The sequence below is a fragment of the Streptomyces sp. NPDC001668 genome, from assembly GCF_042893155.1.
Taxonomy (GTDB): domain Bacteria; phylum Actinomycetota; class Actinomycetes; order Streptomycetales; family Streptomycetaceae; genus Streptomyces.
The window spans coordinates 123126-138048 of the sequence record NZ_JBIAUQ010000019.1; the positions used below are offsets into that span (position 1 = coordinate 123126).

15 protein-coding genes and 1 riboswitch are annotated in these 14923 nt (G+C 69.9%); of the genes, 12 read left to right on the top strand and 3 right to left on the bottom strand.

Going from position 1 to position 14923, the window contains the following annotated elements; translation table 11 throughout:
- Positions 1-236 precede the first annotated feature (236 nt).
- A riboswitch (FMN riboswitch) is annotated at positions 237-367 on the top strand.
- A 145-nt stretch (positions 368-512) separates the two neighbouring features.
- The 9 genes from ACFYZ8_RS39405 (at position 513) to ACFYZ8_RS39445 (ending at position 7823) form a co-directional block, all read left to right on the top strand.
- Positions 513-1118 (top strand): riboflavin synthase, encoded by a 606-nt coding sequence (locus ACFYZ8_RS39405; RefSeq protein ID WP_388540320.1) that lies wholly within the window; start codon positions 513-515, stop codon positions 1116-1118.
- Positions 1115-1756 (top strand): nicotinamide riboside transporter PnuC, encoded by a 642-nt coding sequence (gene pnuC / locus ACFYZ8_RS39410; protein ID WP_359035840.1) that lies wholly within the window; start codon positions 1115-1117, stop codon positions 1754-1756. Before ACFYZ8_RS39405 ends, pnuC begins: the two co-directional genes overlap by 4 nt.
- Positions 1753-3042 (top strand): bifunctional 3,4-dihydroxy-2-butanone-4-phosphate synthase/GTP cyclohydrolase II, encoded by a 1290-nt coding sequence (locus tag ACFYZ8_RS39415; RefSeq protein WP_359035838.1) that lies wholly within the window; start codon positions 1753-1755, stop codon positions 3040-3042. The genes pnuC and ACFYZ8_RS39415 overlap by 4 nt, the downstream gene beginning before the upstream one ends.
- Positions 3043-3071: 29 nt before the next feature.
- A complete protein-coding gene (gene ribH, locus ACFYZ8_RS39420) occupies positions 3072-3557 on the top strand; it encodes a 6,7-dimethyl-8-ribityllumazine synthase (RefSeq protein WP_020128903.1) in 486 nt (161 codons plus the stop codon).
- Positions 3558-3591: 34 nt separating this feature from the next.
- Positions 3592-3864: a phosphoribosyl-ATP diphosphatase gene (locus ACFYZ8_RS39425; protein ID WP_020117406.1), complete on the top strand. Its 273-nt coding sequence runs from the start codon at positions 3592-3594 to the stop codon at positions 3862-3864.
- Between the two features lie 44 nt (positions 3865-3908).
- A complete protein-coding gene (hisG, locus tag ACFYZ8_RS39430) occupies positions 3909-4757 on the top strand; it encodes an ATP phosphoribosyltransferase (protein WP_359035835.1) in 849 nt (282 codons plus the stop codon).
- 14 nt (positions 4758-4771) lie between these two features.
- Positions 4772-5230 (top strand): PH domain-containing protein, encoded by a 459-nt coding sequence (locus tag ACFYZ8_RS39435; RefSeq protein WP_359035833.1) that lies wholly within the window; start codon positions 4772-4774, stop codon positions 5228-5230.
- Between the two features lie 179 nt (positions 5231-5409).
- Positions 5410-6750, top strand: coding sequence for a hemolysin family protein (locus ACFYZ8_RS39440; protein WP_388540314.1), 1341 nt, complete (start codon positions 5410-5412; stop codon positions 6748-6750).
- Positions 6747-7823: a hemolysin family protein gene (locus tag ACFYZ8_RS39445; RefSeq protein WP_388540311.1), complete on the top strand. Its 1077-nt coding sequence runs from the start codon at positions 6747-6749 to the stop codon at positions 7821-7823. The genes ACFYZ8_RS39440 and ACFYZ8_RS39445 overlap by 4 nt, the downstream gene beginning before the upstream one ends.
- Before the next feature lie 63 nt (positions 7824-7886).
- Here ACFYZ8_RS39445 and ACFYZ8_RS39450 read toward each other — a convergent pair whose 3' ends face one another.
- Both ACFYZ8_RS39450 and ACFYZ8_RS39455 read right to left on the bottom strand, forming a co-directional pair.
- Positions 7887-9752 (bottom strand): AAA family ATPase, encoded by a 1866-nt coding sequence (locus ACFYZ8_RS39450; protein WP_359035827.1) that lies wholly within the window; start codon positions 9750-9752, stop codon positions 7887-7889.
- A gap of 431 nt (positions 9753-10183) precedes the next feature.
- Positions 10184-10804, bottom strand: coding sequence for a uridine kinase (locus ACFYZ8_RS39455; RefSeq protein ID WP_388540492.1), 621 nt, complete (start codon positions 10802-10804; stop codon positions 10184-10186).
- A 233-nt stretch (positions 10805-11037) separates the two neighbouring features.
- On the opposite strand from ACFYZ8_RS39455, the gene ACFYZ8_RS39460 reads away from it, so the two are divergent.
- The 3 genes from ACFYZ8_RS39460 to ACFYZ8_RS39470 all read left to right on the top strand — a co-directional run bounded on the left by ACFYZ8_RS39460 (position 11038) and on the right by ACFYZ8_RS39470 (position 13423).
- Positions 11038-12399: a peptidase C39 family protein gene (locus ACFYZ8_RS39460; RefSeq protein ID WP_388540309.1), complete on the top strand. Its 1362-nt coding sequence runs from the start codon at positions 11038-11040 to the stop codon at positions 12397-12399.
- Positions 12400-12553: 154 nt separating this feature from the next.
- On the top strand, positions 12554-12694 hold the full coding sequence (locus tag ACFYZ8_RS39465) for an SCO1431 family membrane protein (protein ID WP_359035823.1): 141 nt from the start codon (positions 12554-12556) through the stop codon (positions 12692-12694).
- 66 nt (positions 12695-12760) lie between these two features.
- Positions 12761-13423, top strand: coding sequence for a TetR/AcrR family transcriptional regulator (locus ACFYZ8_RS39470; RefSeq protein WP_359035821.1), 663 nt, complete (start codon positions 12761-12763; stop codon positions 13421-13423).
- A 62-nt stretch (positions 13424-13485) separates the two neighbouring features.
- On the opposite strand, the gene ACFYZ8_RS39475 is transcribed toward ACFYZ8_RS39470, so the two are convergent.
- On the bottom strand, positions 13486-14718 hold the full coding sequence (locus ACFYZ8_RS39475) for a glycoside hydrolase family 18 protein (RefSeq protein ID WP_388540306.1): 1233 nt from the start codon (positions 14716-14718) through the stop codon (positions 13486-13488).
- Between the last annotated feature and the right edge of the window lie 205 nt (positions 14719-14923).

The window sequence follows — 14923 nt, forward strand, 5'->3', positions numbered from 1 at the left end:
AAGAAGACCCGGCGGCGGGCAAGGGCCGTCGTCACCGCCGCCGGGCCCGTCTCTACGGGTGTCCACGCACGGCGACCCTAAAAAGGACTAGACCATTTCGTCAATGGATCTGCGCCATCCGCCTGTTGGGAATCCGGGCCGTCGCACAAGTCCATCGACACGGCCTGTGAGCCACCCCACACCCTTCGCCTGTATGGACACCGATCAGGCGTGGCAGACTGGCTCTGTACCAGAAGCAGCGCACTCCGGGGTCGGTGAAAGTCCGAACCGGCGGTTACAGTCCGCGACCCGACCGCTTCCAGCGGCCGGTTGACCAGGTGAAATTCCTGGACCGACGGTTAAAGTCCGGATGGGAGGCAGTGCGCGCGGGCGGGCATTCGTGCGCGCCGCCGTATCCGTTCGTCCTGAAGGACGAGTGTGTCCGGCGTCGCCCCCGGTGCTCCCGCTCGTTCATTCTGTCGTCATCGACAGCCCCGGAGTCCGTGCCCGAAGAGGCAGGGAGGACCCGGGAAGTGTTCACCGGAATCGTCGAAGAGCTGGGCGAGATCACCGCCGTCGAGAACCTCGGCGACGCCTGTCGCTTCCGACTGCGCGGACCCGTCGTCACCGAGGGCGCGAAACACGGGGACTCCATCGCCGTCAACGGCGTCTGCCTCACCGTCGTCGACCACGAGGGCGACGAGTTCACCGCCGACGTCATGGCCGAGACCCTCGACCGCTCCAGCCTCGGCGCCCTGGGAGTCGGCTCCCGCGTCAACCTGGAGCGCCCCACCGCCGTGGGCGCCCGCCTCGGCGGGCACATCGTCCAGGGGCATGTGGACGGCACCGGCGAGGTCCTGGAGCGCAAGCCCTCCGAGAACTGGGAGATCATCAAGATCTCGCTGCCCGCTGACCTCTCCCGCTATGTCGTGGAGAAGGGCTCCATCACGGTCGACGGCATCAGCCTCACCGTCGTGGAGGCCGGCCCCGACTACTTCACCGTCAGCCTGATCCCCACCACCCTCGCCCTGACCACGCTCGGCCTCAAGCAGCCCGGCGCCCCGGTCAACCTCGAGGTCGACATCGTCGCCAAGTACGTCGAGCGCCTGCTCGCGAGCGGTCAGGGGGCGGGGAAGTGAACTCCCTCAACACCGAGGCCTTCACCCTGTTCGGCCAGCACATCCTCTGGTCGGACATGACCGGCAACATCCTCGGCCTCATCGCCCTCGCCCTCGGCTGGCGGCGCAACCTGTGGAGCTGGCCGGTGCAGTTCGCCTCCGGCCTCATCCTCTTCGGCGCCTTCTACGGGCACTTGACGGGCAGCGCCGGCAAGCAGGCCGTCGTCATGCTGGTCGCGCTGTACGGCTGGTGGCAGTGGAACCGCAACAAGGGCCAGTCCGGCGACGGACACATCGCACCGCGGTTCGCCACCTGGGCCGAACGCGCCGCGATGATCGGCGCGGCAGCCGTCGGGACCGTCGCCGTCGCCCTGCTCTTCAAGGCCTACCCGAGCCTGTCCTGGGACCCCTGGCCCGACGCCTACATCTTCGTCGGCACCATCGTCGCCATGTACGCCCAGGCCCGCGGCATGGTCGAGTTCTGGTTCGCCTGGCTCCTCGTCGACCTCGTCGGCGTCCCGCTGAACTTCGCCAACGGCTACGCCTTCTCCGGCTTCGTCTACGTCATCTACGGCGCGCTCGTCCTGTGGGGCATGCGCGACTGGTGGCTGCGCTCCCGTGAGTCCGCGCGGCCCGTCATGGAAGGAGCGCCGGCATGACCGCCGCACCGATTCTGTACAGCACCGACGGGTTCGAGGACTTCGCGCTGGACCCCGTCGAGCAGGCCATCGCCGACATCGCGGCCGGCCGCCCCATCGTGGTCGTCGACGACGAGGACCGCGAGAACGAGGGCGACCTGGTCGTCGCCGCCGAGAAGATCACCCCCGAGATCGTCGCCTTCATGATGAGCGAGTGCCGCGGCCTGATCTGCGCCCCCATGGAGGGCGACGAACTGGACCGGCTCAAGCTGCCGCAGATGGTCGACGACAACACCGAGTCCATGAAGACCGCGTTCACCGTCTCCGTGGACGCGTCCGGCGCTCACGGTGTGACCACCGGGATCTCGGCATCCGACCGCGCGACCACGCTCCGGCTCCTCGCGGGCGGCGACGCCGAGCCCACCGACTTCGTCCGCCCCGGCCACATCTTCCCGCTGCGCGCCAAGGACGGAGGCGTCCTCACCCGCAACGGCCACACCGAGGCCGCCGTCGACCTCGCCCGGCTCGCGGGCCTGCGCCCGGCCGGTGCCATCGTGGAGATCGCCGGCGAGGACGGCCGTATGCTCCGCCTCCCCGAGCTGATCCCCTTCGCCCGCAAGCACGGCCTGACGATCATCTCCATCGAGGACCTGATCGCCTACCGCCGCACCAGCGAGCCCACGGTCCGCCGTGAGGCCGAGACCCGGCTGCCCACCGCCCACGGCACGTTCACGGCGTACGGCTACCGCTCCACCGTCGACGGCGTCGAGCACGTCGCCCTCGTCCACGGCGAGATCGGCGACGGCGAGGACGTCCTGGTCCGCGTCCACTCCGAGTGCCTCACCGGCGACATCTTCGGCTCACTGCGCTGCGACTGCGGCCCCCAGCTCGACGCCTCCCTGGAGCGCATCCAGGAAGAGGGCCGGGGAGTGGTGGTCTACCTGCGCGGTCACGAGGGGCGCGGCATCGGCCTGCTCTCCAAGCTGCGGGCGTACGAACTCCAGGAACAGGGCCACGACACCCTCGACGCCAACCTGGAGCTCGGCCTGCCCGCCGACGCCCGGGACTACGGCGCGGGCGCGCAGATCCTGGAGGATCTCGGGGTCCGCAGCCTGCGCCTGATGACCAACAACCCCGACAAGTCCGACGCCCTGCTGCGCCACGGCCTCAAGGTCACCGGACGGGAGCCGATGCCCGTACAGGCGGGCGAGCACAACCTCCGCTACCTGCGCACCAAGCGGGACCGGATGGGCCACGACCTGCCCTGGCTGGACACCACCCCGGTGTCCACCTGCAGCAACCAGTAGCACAAGCACTTCGAGGAGAGTCTGAGAACGTGAGCGGCAAGGGTGCACCGGAGCTGTCCGTACGCAACGTGGGCGACCTGCGGGTCGCCGTCATCGCGGCGCAGTGGCACGAGAAGGTGATGGACGGACTGGTCGACGGCGCCCTGCGGGCCCTGCACGACCTGGGCATCGACGAGCCGACCCTGCTCCGGGTCCCCGGCAGCTGGGAGCTCCCGGTCGTCGCCAAGGTCCTCGCGGGCCGCGGCTACGACGCGATCGTCGCCCTCGGTGTCGTCATCCGCGGTGGCACCCCGCACTTCGAGTACGTGTGCCAGGGCGTCACCCAGGGCCTCACCCAGGTCTCGGTGGAGACCGGCGTGCCCGTCGGCATGGGCGTCCTCACCTGCGACACCGAGGAGCAGGCCCTGGACCGGGCCGGCCTCGAGGGCTCCAACGAGGACAAGGGGCACGAGGCGGTGACCGCCGCGGTGGCCACGGCGGCCACCCTCCGCTCAGTATCTGAACCATGGCGTTAGGTGGTGCGGGCTTACGCGTAAAGTGGGCGCCACCATGTCCAATAAGACGTTCGAGGAGCTCTTCACCGAGCTCCAGCACAAGGCAGCCAACGGCGACCCCGCCACCTCCCGCACCGCGGAACTGGTCGGCAAGGGCGTCCATGCCATCGGCAAGAAGGTCGTCGAAGAGGCCGCCGAGGTCTGGATGGCCGCCGAGTACGAGGGCAAGGAGGCGGCCGCCGAGGAGATCTCGCAGCTGCTCTACCACGTCCAGGTGATGATGGTCGCGCGCGGGATCTCCCTCGACGACGTCTACGCCCACCTGTAAGCCAGTCGCCGCAACAACCCCTGAGAGCAAAGGAAGCCGACCTCATGCTGCGCATCGCCGTCCCCAACAAGGGTTCCCTGTCAGGCCCTGCGGCGGACATGCTGCATGAGGCCGGCTACCAGCAGCGCCGCGAGTCCAAGGAACTGCGGATCGTCGACCCGGTCAACGACGTGGAGTTCTTCTACCTCCGCCCCCGGGACATCGCGATCTACGTCTCCTCCGGCCAGCTCGACATCGGCATCACCGGCCGTGACCTGCTGATCGACTCCGGCGCGGACGCCGAGGAGATCCTCCCGCTCGGCTTCGCCCGCTCCACCTTCCGCTTCGCCTCCAAGCCGGGCACCGCGAGCGGCGTCGAGGACCTCAAGGGTAAGACGGTCGCCACCTCCTACGAGGGGATCGTCGCCGGGCACCTCGCCGACAACGGCATCGACGCCTCCGTCGTCCACCTCGACGGCGCCGTCGAGACCGCCATCGAACTCGGGGTCGCCGAGGTCATCGCGGACGTCGTCGAGACCGGCACCAGCCTGCGCAACGCGGGCCTGGAGGTCTTCGGCGAGCCCATCATGAAGTCCGAGGCGATCGTCATCCGCCGCACCGGCGCCGAGGCGGAAGAGCCCAAGGTGCAGCAGTTCCTGCGCCGTCTCCAGGGCGTCCTGGTGGCCCGGACGTACGTGATGATGGACTACGACTGCCGAGTCGAGCAGCTCGAGAAGGCCGTCGCGCTCACGCCGGGCCTGGAGTCCCCGACCGTCTCCCCGCTGCACAACGAGGGCTGGGTCGCCGTCCGCGCGATGGTCCCCGCCAAGGAGGCGCAGCGGATCATGGACGACCTGTACGACATCGGCGCGCGGGCCATCCTGACGACGGCCATCCACGCCTGCCGTCTGTGAGGGGTGTTCCGCAGATGTCCTCCGAACCGCCCACCCTTCCCGTCACCTTCCGGCCGGGACGCACCCGGGCCGTACTGGTCGGCGCGGGGGTCGCCATCTTCGTGACGATCACCGTGATCGCGCTGCTCCTGGAGCAGCTGGGCCCCGGCGAGCGCCTGAGCTTCATCGTCACCGCGGCCCTGCTCGCCGCTGTGCTGTTCCTGCTGGCCAGGGTGAAGGTCGTCGCCGACGAGTCCGGTGTCACCGTCCAGAACATCGCCGGACGGCGGCATCTGGAGTGGGCCGAGATCATCCAGGTGAACCTCCGGCCGGGCGACCCGTGGGTCTTCCTCAACCTCAGCGACGGCACCAGCCTGCCCGCCCTCGGCATCCAGCCGGGCATCGCGAAGCAGCAGGCCATCGCCGACGCGAAGGCCCTGCGGGCGCTCGCCGAAGCCCGCTCCACAGCCCGTCCCGACGAAGATCAGGGCTGACTCGGGGACTTTCACCCTGCCGCAGTCGCCCTTGTCTTGATTAATCTGTTGGCGGAGGCGTTTTCATCGCGCCTCCGCCTCTCGTTGTTCCTGCTACCCGAGGAGTGACTCCCTCCAGCGATGGACGGATCGTCCTGTAGTACCTGCGCCGCCCCCTCCCGGCATATCGAGGCGGCGGCATGACCATCCCCCTGCTCCTCCTTGGAGCCGCGTTCCTGCTGATCCTCGCCAACGGCTTCTTCGTGGCGGCCGAGTTCGGCCTCGTCACCGTCGAGGCCACGGACGCCGAGAAGGCAGCCGCGGAAGGCGACCGTCGTGCCCGCAGGGTCGCCGACTCGCTCAAGGAGCTGTCGTTCCAGCTCTCCGGCACCCAGCTCGGCATCACCATCACCTCCCTGGTCGTCGGCATGCTCGCCGAACCGGCCCTCGCGGAACTGCTGCACGGCCCGTTCACGGCCCTCGGCATCCCCAAGGGCGCGGTCTCCGGAGTGGCCGTCGTCGTCGGCATGCTGCTGGCCTCGGCCGTGCAGATGGTGATCGGCGAACTCGTGCCCAAGAACTGGGCGGTGTCCAAGCCCATGCAGGTCGCCCGCTTCGTCGCCGGCCCGCAGCACGCCTTCGCCCGCCTGTTCCGGCCGGTGATCGCCGCCCTGAACGCGGTCGCCAACCGCCTCGTCCGCGCGCTCGGCATCGAGCCCGCCGAGGAACTGGCCTCCGCGCGCACCCCGGGCGAGCTGGTCTCCCTGGCCCGCCACTCGGCCCAGGCCGGCACCCTGGAACAGGACACCGCGGACCTCTTCGTGCGCACCCTGTCGCTCGGCGAGCTCACCGCGCAGCACGTCATGACCCCGCGCGTGAAGGTCAGCTCGCTCCAGGCCTCGGCCACCGCCGAGGACGTCGTCAATCTCACCCGGGCCACCGGTCTGTCCCGCTTCCCGGTCTACCGCGAGAAGATCGACGAGATCGTCGGCATGGTCCACCTCAAGGACGCCCTGGCCGTCCCGGTCCAGGACCGGTTGCGCACCCCCGTCGGCCGGATCGCCCGCCCGGCGCTGCTGGTGCCCGAGACCCTCCCCGTCCAGCCCCTCCTCGCCCAGCTGCGCAGCGAGCAGCCCATCGCCGTCGTCGTCGACGAGTACGGCGGCACGGCCGGCGTGGTCACCCTGGAGGACATCGTCGAGGAGATCGTCGGCGAGGTCCGCGACGAGCACGACGACGCGTCCAACGAAGGCCCCGAACTGGCCCCGGCCCCGCCGGAGGACGGCCGCCTGACCTGGGACGCCGACGGCAGCTGCCGGGTCGACATCCTCCAGCGCATAGGCCTCGACGTCCCCGAGGGGCCGTACGAGACCGTCGCCGGACTGGTGGCCGACCTGCTGGGCCGTATCCCCGCCGTCGGTGACCGGGCCGAGCTGCCCGGCTGGCGGCTCACCGTGCGCCAGGTCGGGCACTACCGCGCCGAGCGGGTCCGCCTGGTGCGCCTGGTCCCCACGGTCAACGTCATGGAGGCGGCCCGATGAGCGTGCTCCAACTCCTCTTCGCCGCCCTGCTCGTGCTCGCCAACGGCTTCTTCGTCGGGGCCGAGTTCGCCCTCGTCTCCGTGCGCCGCAGCCAGATCGAACCACTCGGCACCGCACGGGCCCGCCAGGTGCTGTACGGCCTGGAGCGGCTGCCCCAGATGATGGCGGCGGCCCAGTTCGGCATCACGGTGTGCTCACTGACGCTCGGCGCGGTCGCCGAACCGACGGTCGCGCACCTGCTGGAGCCGGTCTTCGAGTGGATCCACCTGCCGCAGGGCATGATCCATCCGCTCGGCTACATCATCGCCCTGGCCGCGGTGGTCTTCTTCCACCTCGTCATCGGCGAGATGGTCCCGAAGAACCTCGCGATGGCGGCGCCGGAGAAGGCCGCGCTCTGGCTCAGTCCCGGCCTGGTCTACTTCGCCCGGCTCTGCAGGCCGATCACCATCGCCCTCGGCGCCTGCGCCCGGGCCATCCTGCGGCTCTTCCACGTCGAGCCCAAGGACGAGGTCGAGGCGGTCTTCACGAGCGAGCAGCTGAACCGGCTGGTCGAGGACTCCGGCCAGGCGGGCCTGCTGGACCCCGAGGAACAGGAACGCCTGGAGGACGCGCTGGAACTGGGCTCCCGCCCGGTGACGGACGTCCTGCTGAAGCGGGAGTCCCTCGTGACGGTGCGCCCCTCGGTGACCCCGGGCCAGATCATCGAACTCACCGGCCGCACCGGGTACTCCCGCTTCCCCATCGCCGCGGACAACGGCGCGTTCATGGGCTACCTGCACGTCAAGGACGTACTGGATCTGGAGGACTCGCAGCGGGCGGTGCCCCAGCAGATCTGGCGCCCGATGACGAAGCTCCGCTCCGACCTGCCGCTGGACGACGCGCTCACGGTGATGCGGCGGGCGGCCACGCATTTGGCCCAGGTGGCGGACGGGTCCGGGAAGGTGCTGGGCCTGGTCGCGCTGGAGGATGTGCTGGAACTGCTGGTCGGTGAGGTACGGGACCCTGCGCACCGGGAGGTGCCGGAGGTCCGGGTCACCGAGCCCCGGAGCAGTGAGGAAGCGCTGGCGTCGTAGGGGTCGTCGTACGGCTGCGGGCCGGTGGGGCTTCTCGCCCCCACCGGCCCGCAGCCGGACAATTCACGTCGCCGACGGATCCTGGGGCCCCCGCCCCGACAAGACCTCCCCGTACGCCTGCATCAGATCCGGCAGACGCAGTGTCGACAAGTCGTCCCGTGTCAGCATCCCGGGATACACGGACAACCGAAGATCCCGGTACGCGCAGCTCTTCTCGTACAGCGTGCGCAGGAACCGTCCGTTGCCCAGCTCGTCGATCCAGCCCTGGTCCACCACATGCCCGGCGATGGAGCGCAGCTCGTCCAGGGCCTCCTCGTCCCAGACGTCCCCGTTCTCATTCGCCAACACCTCGCCGATGGAGGTGAGTTCGAGGGGACGGTACGACGGGAAGTCCACCCGGGTCGTGAAGCGCGAGGACAACCCGGGGTTCGCGGCCAGCAGCCGGTCCATGCCCTCCGGATAGCCCGCCAGGATCACGACCAGGTGATCCCGGTTGTCCTCGGCCCGCTTCAGCAGCACCTGGAGTGCCTCGTCGCCGTACGCGTCGCCCTTGCCGTAACCGGAGTTGGAGAGCGAGTAGGCCTCGTCGACGAAGAGGACACCGCCGAGGGCCGAGTCGATGAGCTCGTTGGCCTTCACCGCGGTCTGGCCGAGGTACTCCCCGACGAGATCCGCCCGCTGCGCCTCCACGAGGTGGTCGCCGCCGAGCAGCCCGAGGGCGTAGAAGACGCGGCCCAGGATGCGGGCCACCGTGGTCTTGCCGGTGCCGGAGGGGCCGGAGAAGACGAAGTGACGCTTGGGTGGCTGGACCGGAAGGCCCTGCCCGGCGCGGAGCCGGGCCATGTTCAACTGCGCGGACAGAGCCTTGACCTGGCGCTTCACCGGCTCCAGGCCCACCATGCGCTCCAGCTCGGTGAGCGCCTCCTCCAGTAAGACCGGATCGGTGGGCCCCGCCGGCAGCGGCCCCGCCCCCGCGCCGGACCTCTCGCGCCCGGCCGGGTCGGTCAGCGAGGGCAGCGGACCGGTGGGCGGCGGCTCCGGAGCGGAGAGCTTCAGGTCCCGCCCCTCCATGCCGAACAGCGGATCGATGCCGTCGGGCCCCTCCAGCACGTCCTGCCCGAACCCGGTGAGTGTGATCGCCGCGAGGTCGGCGGAGTCGTCGTACCCGTCCCCCTCGGCGATGGCGGCGAGCCGGGCCGAGGTGTCCATGAAGGCGGGGTCCACGCGGTGCACGGCCCGGTAGAGGGGGAGGGCGGCCGCGGACCGGCCCGTGCCCTCGTGCGCCCGGGCCAGCCAGTACCGCAGCTCCTTGCGCTGGGGCTGTTCGCTGCGGCAGCGCATCAGGGCCGCCGAGAGCAGGGGTTCGGCCTGGCCGTACATCTCCAGGCGGACCCGGGCCATGCCGCCGAACAGACCGGCCTCGATGCCGAGCATCGGGTCGTCGATCAGCGGGTCGGTGTGCCGGACCAACTGCTCCCAGTCCTTGACGAGATAGGCGCGGCAGGCGTGCAGGAAGCGGACCTGGTGGTCGGTGTCCACCGGGGGCAGGCCCGCGAGGGCCCGGTCCAGCTCCGGGACATGGCGGCCGTCCAGCCAGTGCGAGGCGTGCGCGAGCAGCAGGTCACGCGGGCTCTCCAGGACCGGCTGCACCCACCAGCCCAGCCAGTACCAGGAGTTGAGGGTCCGGCGGTGCCGGGTGCGCTGTTCGCCGAAGCGTTCGCGGTGCCGGTACATCCTGAGCAGCGCGGTCGTCGTGTCGACGCGCAGCGCGTGCAGTCCGAGCCAGCCGTCGGCCATCCCGGGATCGATCCGCACCGCGGCCCGGAACTCCTCCTCCGCCTGCGGATAGGCGCCCATAGTGTAGGCGTCCACACCTCGCAGCCAGGCGAGGTCGGCCGGGGCCTCGGGGCCCCGCGTGCCGAAATCCATCACGTCCCCCACAAACCGTGCCCCCGTGGTTCACCACCGGGCCGACGCCCGGTGGCCGCCTTCGTCCAACCGCTGTGCCGCGGACCGGAGTTGCAACGGTGCGCAGAGCAGTTGTCCGTAGGTCGCACCGAGGGCATCGTACCTGCGGTGGTGTCGCCCGCCGTAGGGTGCCGCACAGGCCATTTGGCGAGGTGGGAGCGGATGGGGCGCACCGGGGGTGGTGACCGAGCGTGAGCGAATCGCGCCTCACGGCGTCCGGAAATCCGTGTGAGGGCAGAACGAAGCCCCCGATCACGGGGGAACAACCGGGGGCTTCGCGACTGCGGGCGGTCTCGAACGGCCGCACATTGAGAACGTAAGACCTGTACGGCCCCTCGGTCAAGCGGAGTTGGGCGACTGAGGCAAGTTCCTACCGGCGGGTCTTCACAGGTTCAACACATTGGCGCCGGACCGTCACCGTGCGTGACACTCCGGTCCGGTCCAACCGTCTCCGCAGGCCCGGGAGTTGTCTCGTACCCCTTCTGGCACTGCCGTACCAGGAGATCCGCGAAGGGGCGGGACGGGTCTTCGGCGAAATGCCGTCGCTCCGCCACGACCCAGCCGTCCCAGAACTCCCTTTGTTCCGCCCCGTCCCGGGAGCGTCCGCGGGCCCAGGACTCCTCGCGGGACACCTCCATCCACAGCAGCTGGGCCAGGTGCGGCCGCAGCGCGCGCCGGCCCGCGCCGACGCCCTCCAGCAGGATCACCGGCGCGGGTGGAAGGGGCCGGGGCGGTCCGAAGCGGCGGGTGTGCCAGTCGTAGGGGGCGTAATACGCCCTCTCGCCGCGGCCGAGCGGTGCGATCAGCTCGTCCAGGAGCCGGCCGGTCCAGCCGAAGAGCTGGTCATGGCTGGCGATGTCGTCGAGGTGCAGCACGGGAGCGCCGTCGAGGGCGTCGGCCAACTGCCCCGCGAACGTGGACTTTCCGGAGCCGGCGTGTCCGTCGACGCCGATGAGTCGGACGGGGCCGCAGGACGGAGGGAGCCGACGGAGCCGGGAGGCGAGCAAATGGATGACGATTCCTGGGGGTGCTCATACGGACGGGCGGTCGTGCCCGTCCAGTCTAATGAGGGGCCCGTGATCTCCGACGGAATCGCAGCCTCCCAGGTCATGCCAGTGGACGAGACCAATATTCATGGGCGTGGCACGGGTCGAAGTGCTGGCAGGAGCATGGCCCCTCATTCATAGTTGGCGCACACACGTGCATTGGACCCGCCCGACTCGGACACCTGGGGGATTTCCCACCCATGAGCAGAGCCGAACAGCCGTCCCGCAGAACCGTTCTGGCCGTCGCGGTCGCCGCCGCCGTGGCCGGTGCCGCGGGCCCCGCGGCCGCCGCAGACAGCGTGACCGACGCGGCACCCGACGAGGCCGCCACCCACCCGGTCGACAACCACGCCTGGATCACGTACGGCGACTGGCGCGCGGGCAGCGCGCAGGGCACCCGTGCCGTCGCGGGCAGCCGCCCCGGAGTCGTGATCAATGCCCCCGCGGGCACCACCGACTACACCGACCCGCACACCGGGACCACCGCCACCTGGGAGTACGCGACCTGGACCGGCCCGGTCCACCGGCTCGCCGTGCCCTCGACCGAAGTGATCGCCTCCTGGAACGCGCACACCCCGGCCGGCACCTGGATCCAGATCGAGCTCAAGGGGACGTACTCCGACGGCACGGCGACCCCCTGGTACGTGATGGGCCGCTGGGCGGCCGGTGACGGGGACATCAAGCGGACCTCCGTCGACGACCAGACCGACGGCAGGAGCAGCGTCTGGACGGACACCTTCGCCATCGACGACCCGTCGACCGGGCTGCGCCTGGCGTTGTACCAGCTGCGCCTGACGCTGTACCGCAAGCCCGGCGCCAAGAACACGCCCACCGTCTGGCGGCTCGGCGCGATGGGCTCGGACGTCCCGGACCGCTTCACCGTCCCGGCCTCCACGCCCGGTCTCGCCAAGGAGCTGATCGTCCCGCGCTACTCGCAGGAGATCCACAAGGGCCAGTACCCGGAGTACGACAACGGCGGCGAGGCCTGGTGCAGCCCCACCTCCTCGCAGATGATCATCGAGTACTGGGGCGGCCGGCTCACCAAGGAACAACTGGCCTGGGTCGACCCGTCGTACGCGGACCCGCAGGTCTGCCACGCGGCCCGGTACACCTACGACTACCAGTACGCGGGCTGCGGCAACTGGCCGTTCAACGCGGCCTACGCGGCCACCTTCGAGGATCTCCGGGGCGTGGTCACCCGGCTCGGCTCGCTCACCGACCTGGAGACGCTGATCGCGGCCGGCATCCCGGCCATAACGTCCCAGTCGTTCCTCAAGGAGGAGCTCACGGGCGCCGGATACGGCACCTCCGGGCACCTCATGACCGTGATCGGCTTCACCGCCGAGGGTGATGTGATCGCCAACGACCCGGCCTCGCCCAGCGACGAGGAGGTACGGCGCGTCTACAAGCGGCGCGAGTGGGAGAACATCTGGCTGCGCACCAAGCGGTACAACGCGAGCGGCAAGGTCGTCTCCGGCACCGGAGGCGTCTGCTATCTGTACTTCCCGGCCTGTCCGACCCCGCGCCAGCGCAAGGCGCTCGCGGCGGTGGGCGTGCGCTGAGTCGTCCGTGCGCTGAGTCGTCCTCGCGGCCCCCGGCATGCGTCGGGGGCCGCGCGCTGTGAGCAAGGTCTCGGCCGCAAAAGCCGCCAGAAGTGGCAAGGTGGACGGATCGCCGGGGGGATTCCGACCAGTACACCGAGATCAGCGAGACGCCATGACCGCACACACTGCCACCGCCGCCCGCGCCCGGACCGGCGGCCCCGAGGACGACGGTCCGAAGATCCTCGAACACGTAGCGGGCTGGGTCCTGGTCGCGGTGATCGCGATGCTCGTCACGCAGCTCGGTCTGCTGTGACCTGATCCACAGGTGACCTGACATACTGCCGATGTCCCGCCGCCAGCCCGAGACCAGGGTCGAAATGTGAATATCAGTGATCAGCGTGAAGCCGCCCGGCCGCGGGCCCGCGGCACCGAGCGCTCGGTTGCGCGCCGTGCCGAACTCATCGCCATCGGGCGGAAGTTGTTCGCGGACACCTCCTACGACGCGCTCTCCATGGACGACATCGCCAGGCAGGCGCATGTCGCCAAGGGGCTGATCTACTACTACTTCCAGTCCAAGCGGGGCTACTACCTGGCGATCATCCAGGACTCCGTCGCCGACCTGGTCACCTACGCGGCGAGCGGCCTCGAGATGGGGCAGGTCGACCGGGTCCAGCGCACCCTGGACAGCTATCTGCGCTACGCCGAGCACAACCAGGCGGCCTACCGCACCGTCGTCAGCGGCGGTGTCGGCTTCGACGCCGAGGTGCACGCCATCCGGGACGGGGTGCGCGAGGCGATCGTCGCGACCATCGCCGAAGGGGCGTACGGCCGTACCGACATCTCCCCGCTGGCCCGGATGGGCCTGCTCGCCTGGGTGTGCAGTGTCGAGGGCGCCACCCTCGACTGGATCGACCGTCCGCCCCAGCTCTCCCGCGACACCATGCGCGACCTCCTGGCGAAGACGCTCGGCGCCTCGATGCGGGCCATCGAGGAGATGGACCCGACCCATCCGGCGCCGGCACCGGCCCGCCGCGACGGCTGACACGGCGGACGGGTTGGGGCGGAGGCTCGTGGTCCCCCGCCCCAAGTCGCTGCCGGGTTCGGCTAGTTGATCGCCCTGATCAGCTCGCCGCCCGAGGTGTCCCCGCTCAGCTCCCAAAAGAAGGTGCCGCCCAGACCCTGCTGGTTCTTGTACGTCATCTTCGTCGCGATGGTCGCGGGGGTGTCGTAACTCCACCAGTTGTTCCCGCACTTGGCGTACGCGGTGCCGCCGACCGTGCCCGTCGCCGGACACTTCGACTTGAGCACCTTGTAGTCGTCGATGCCCTGCTCGTAGGTGCCGGCAGCCGGGCCCGTCGCGGTGCCGCCCGGCGCCGACTGGGTCACGCCGGTCCAGCCACGGCCGTAGAAGCCGATGCCCAGCAGCAGCTTCGAGGCCGGGATGCCGAGGCCCTTGAGCTTGGCGATGGTGGCCGAGGTGTGGTAACCCGCCCTGGGGATCCCGGAGTAGGAGTTCAGCGGGGAGTGCGGGGCCGTCGGTCCTGACGCGTCCCAGGCGCCGAAGTAGTCGTACGTCATCGGGTTGTACCAGTTGACGTACTGGGCCGCGCCCGCGTAGTCCGCCGCGTCGATCTTGCCGCCGGCCGTGGCGTCCGCGGTGATCGCGGCGGTGACGAGCGCACCGCTCCCGAACTTCGCACGCAGCGCCGCCATCAGGTTCCTGAACGCCTCCCTGCCGCTGGTGTCACAGGTGTTGCCGCAGGCGTTCGGGTACTCCCAGTCGATGTCGATGCCGTCGAACACGTCGGCCCACTTGGAGTTCTCGACCAGGTCGTAGCAGGACTGGGCGAACGCGGCGGGGTTGCGGGCGGCCTCGCCGAAGCCGCTCGACCAGGTCCAGCCGCCGAACGACCAGAGGACCTTCAGTCCCGGGTGCTTCTTCTTCAGCTCGCGCAGCTGGTTGAAGTTGCCCCGCAGCGGCTGGTCCCAGGTGTCGGCGACGCCGTCCACGGACTCGGCGGCCGTGTAGGTCCGGTCGGTCGCCGCGTAGGCGTCGCCCATCGCGCACCTGCCGCCGGTGACGTTGCCGAAGGCGTAGTTGATGTGGGTCAGCTTTGCGGCCGAGCCGGAGGTCTCGATGTTCTTGACGTAGTACTTGCGGTCGTAGGTGCCCCATTCGGTGAAGTAGCCGACGATCTTGGAGCCGGCGGCCTTCGCGCGCGGAGCCTCGGGTGTCGCGGTCGCGCTGCTCGCGCCGGCGAGCAGGCCCGCGCCGAGGACCGCGCAACACGCGGCGGAGATCAGCGCCCGGAAGCGGGCGCGGTGGGGAAGGTGCATCGGTGTCTCCTCGTGGGGGAGAGGGGAACGCCGGCCGATTGGCATGAACGCGGCCGATTGGCATGAACGCGGTAAAGCGTTGCCGGAACAGTAGGAGGACTAGACCACCTCGTCAATGGTTCGGACCAATACCGGTTCGATTCGAGGCGGCTGTCGGCGCGCCGGTATATCTTGAAGTAAGCGGTCGTTAACCAGTGACCGGGTG

Coding starts and splice junctions, on each gene's coding strand:
- ACFYZ8_RS39415 (WP_359035838.1), top strand. CDS start 1,753: ATGACCGCCGCACCGATTCTGTACAGCACCGACGGGTTCGAGGACTTC.
- ACFYZ8_RS39425 (WP_020117406.1), top strand. CDS start 3,592: ATGTCCAATAAGACGTTCGAGGAGCTCTTCACCGAGCTCCAGCACAAG.
- hisG (WP_359035835.1), top strand. CDS start 3,909: ATGCTGCGCATCGCCGTCCCCAACAAGGGTTCCCTGTCAGGCCCTGCG.
- ACFYZ8_RS39435 (WP_359035833.1), top strand. CDS start 4,772: ATGTCCTCCGAACCGCCCACCCTTCCCGTCACCTTCCGGCCGGGACGC.
- ACFYZ8_RS39440 (WP_388540314.1), top strand. CDS start 5,410: ATGACCATCCCCCTGCTCCTCCTTGGAGCCGCGTTCCTGCTGATCCTC.
- ACFYZ8_RS39445 (WP_388540311.1), top strand. CDS start 6,747: ATGAGCGTGCTCCAACTCCTCTTCGCCGCCCTGCTCGTGCTCGCCAAC.
- ACFYZ8_RS39450 (WP_359035827.1), bottom strand. CDS start 9,752: ATGGATTTCGGCACGCGGGGCCCCGAGGCCCCGGCCGACCTCGCCTGG.
- ACFYZ8_RS39460 (WP_388540309.1), top strand. CDS start 11,038: ATGAGCAGAGCCGAACAGCCGTCCCGCAGAACCGTTCTGGCCGTCGCG.
- ACFYZ8_RS39465 (WP_359035823.1), top strand. CDS start 12,554: ATGACCGCACACACTGCCACCGCCGCCCGCGCCCGGACCGGCGGCCCC.
- ACFYZ8_RS39475 (WP_388540306.1), bottom strand. CDS start 14,718: ATGCACCTTCCCCACCGCGCCCGCTTCCGGGCGCTGATCTCCGCCGCG.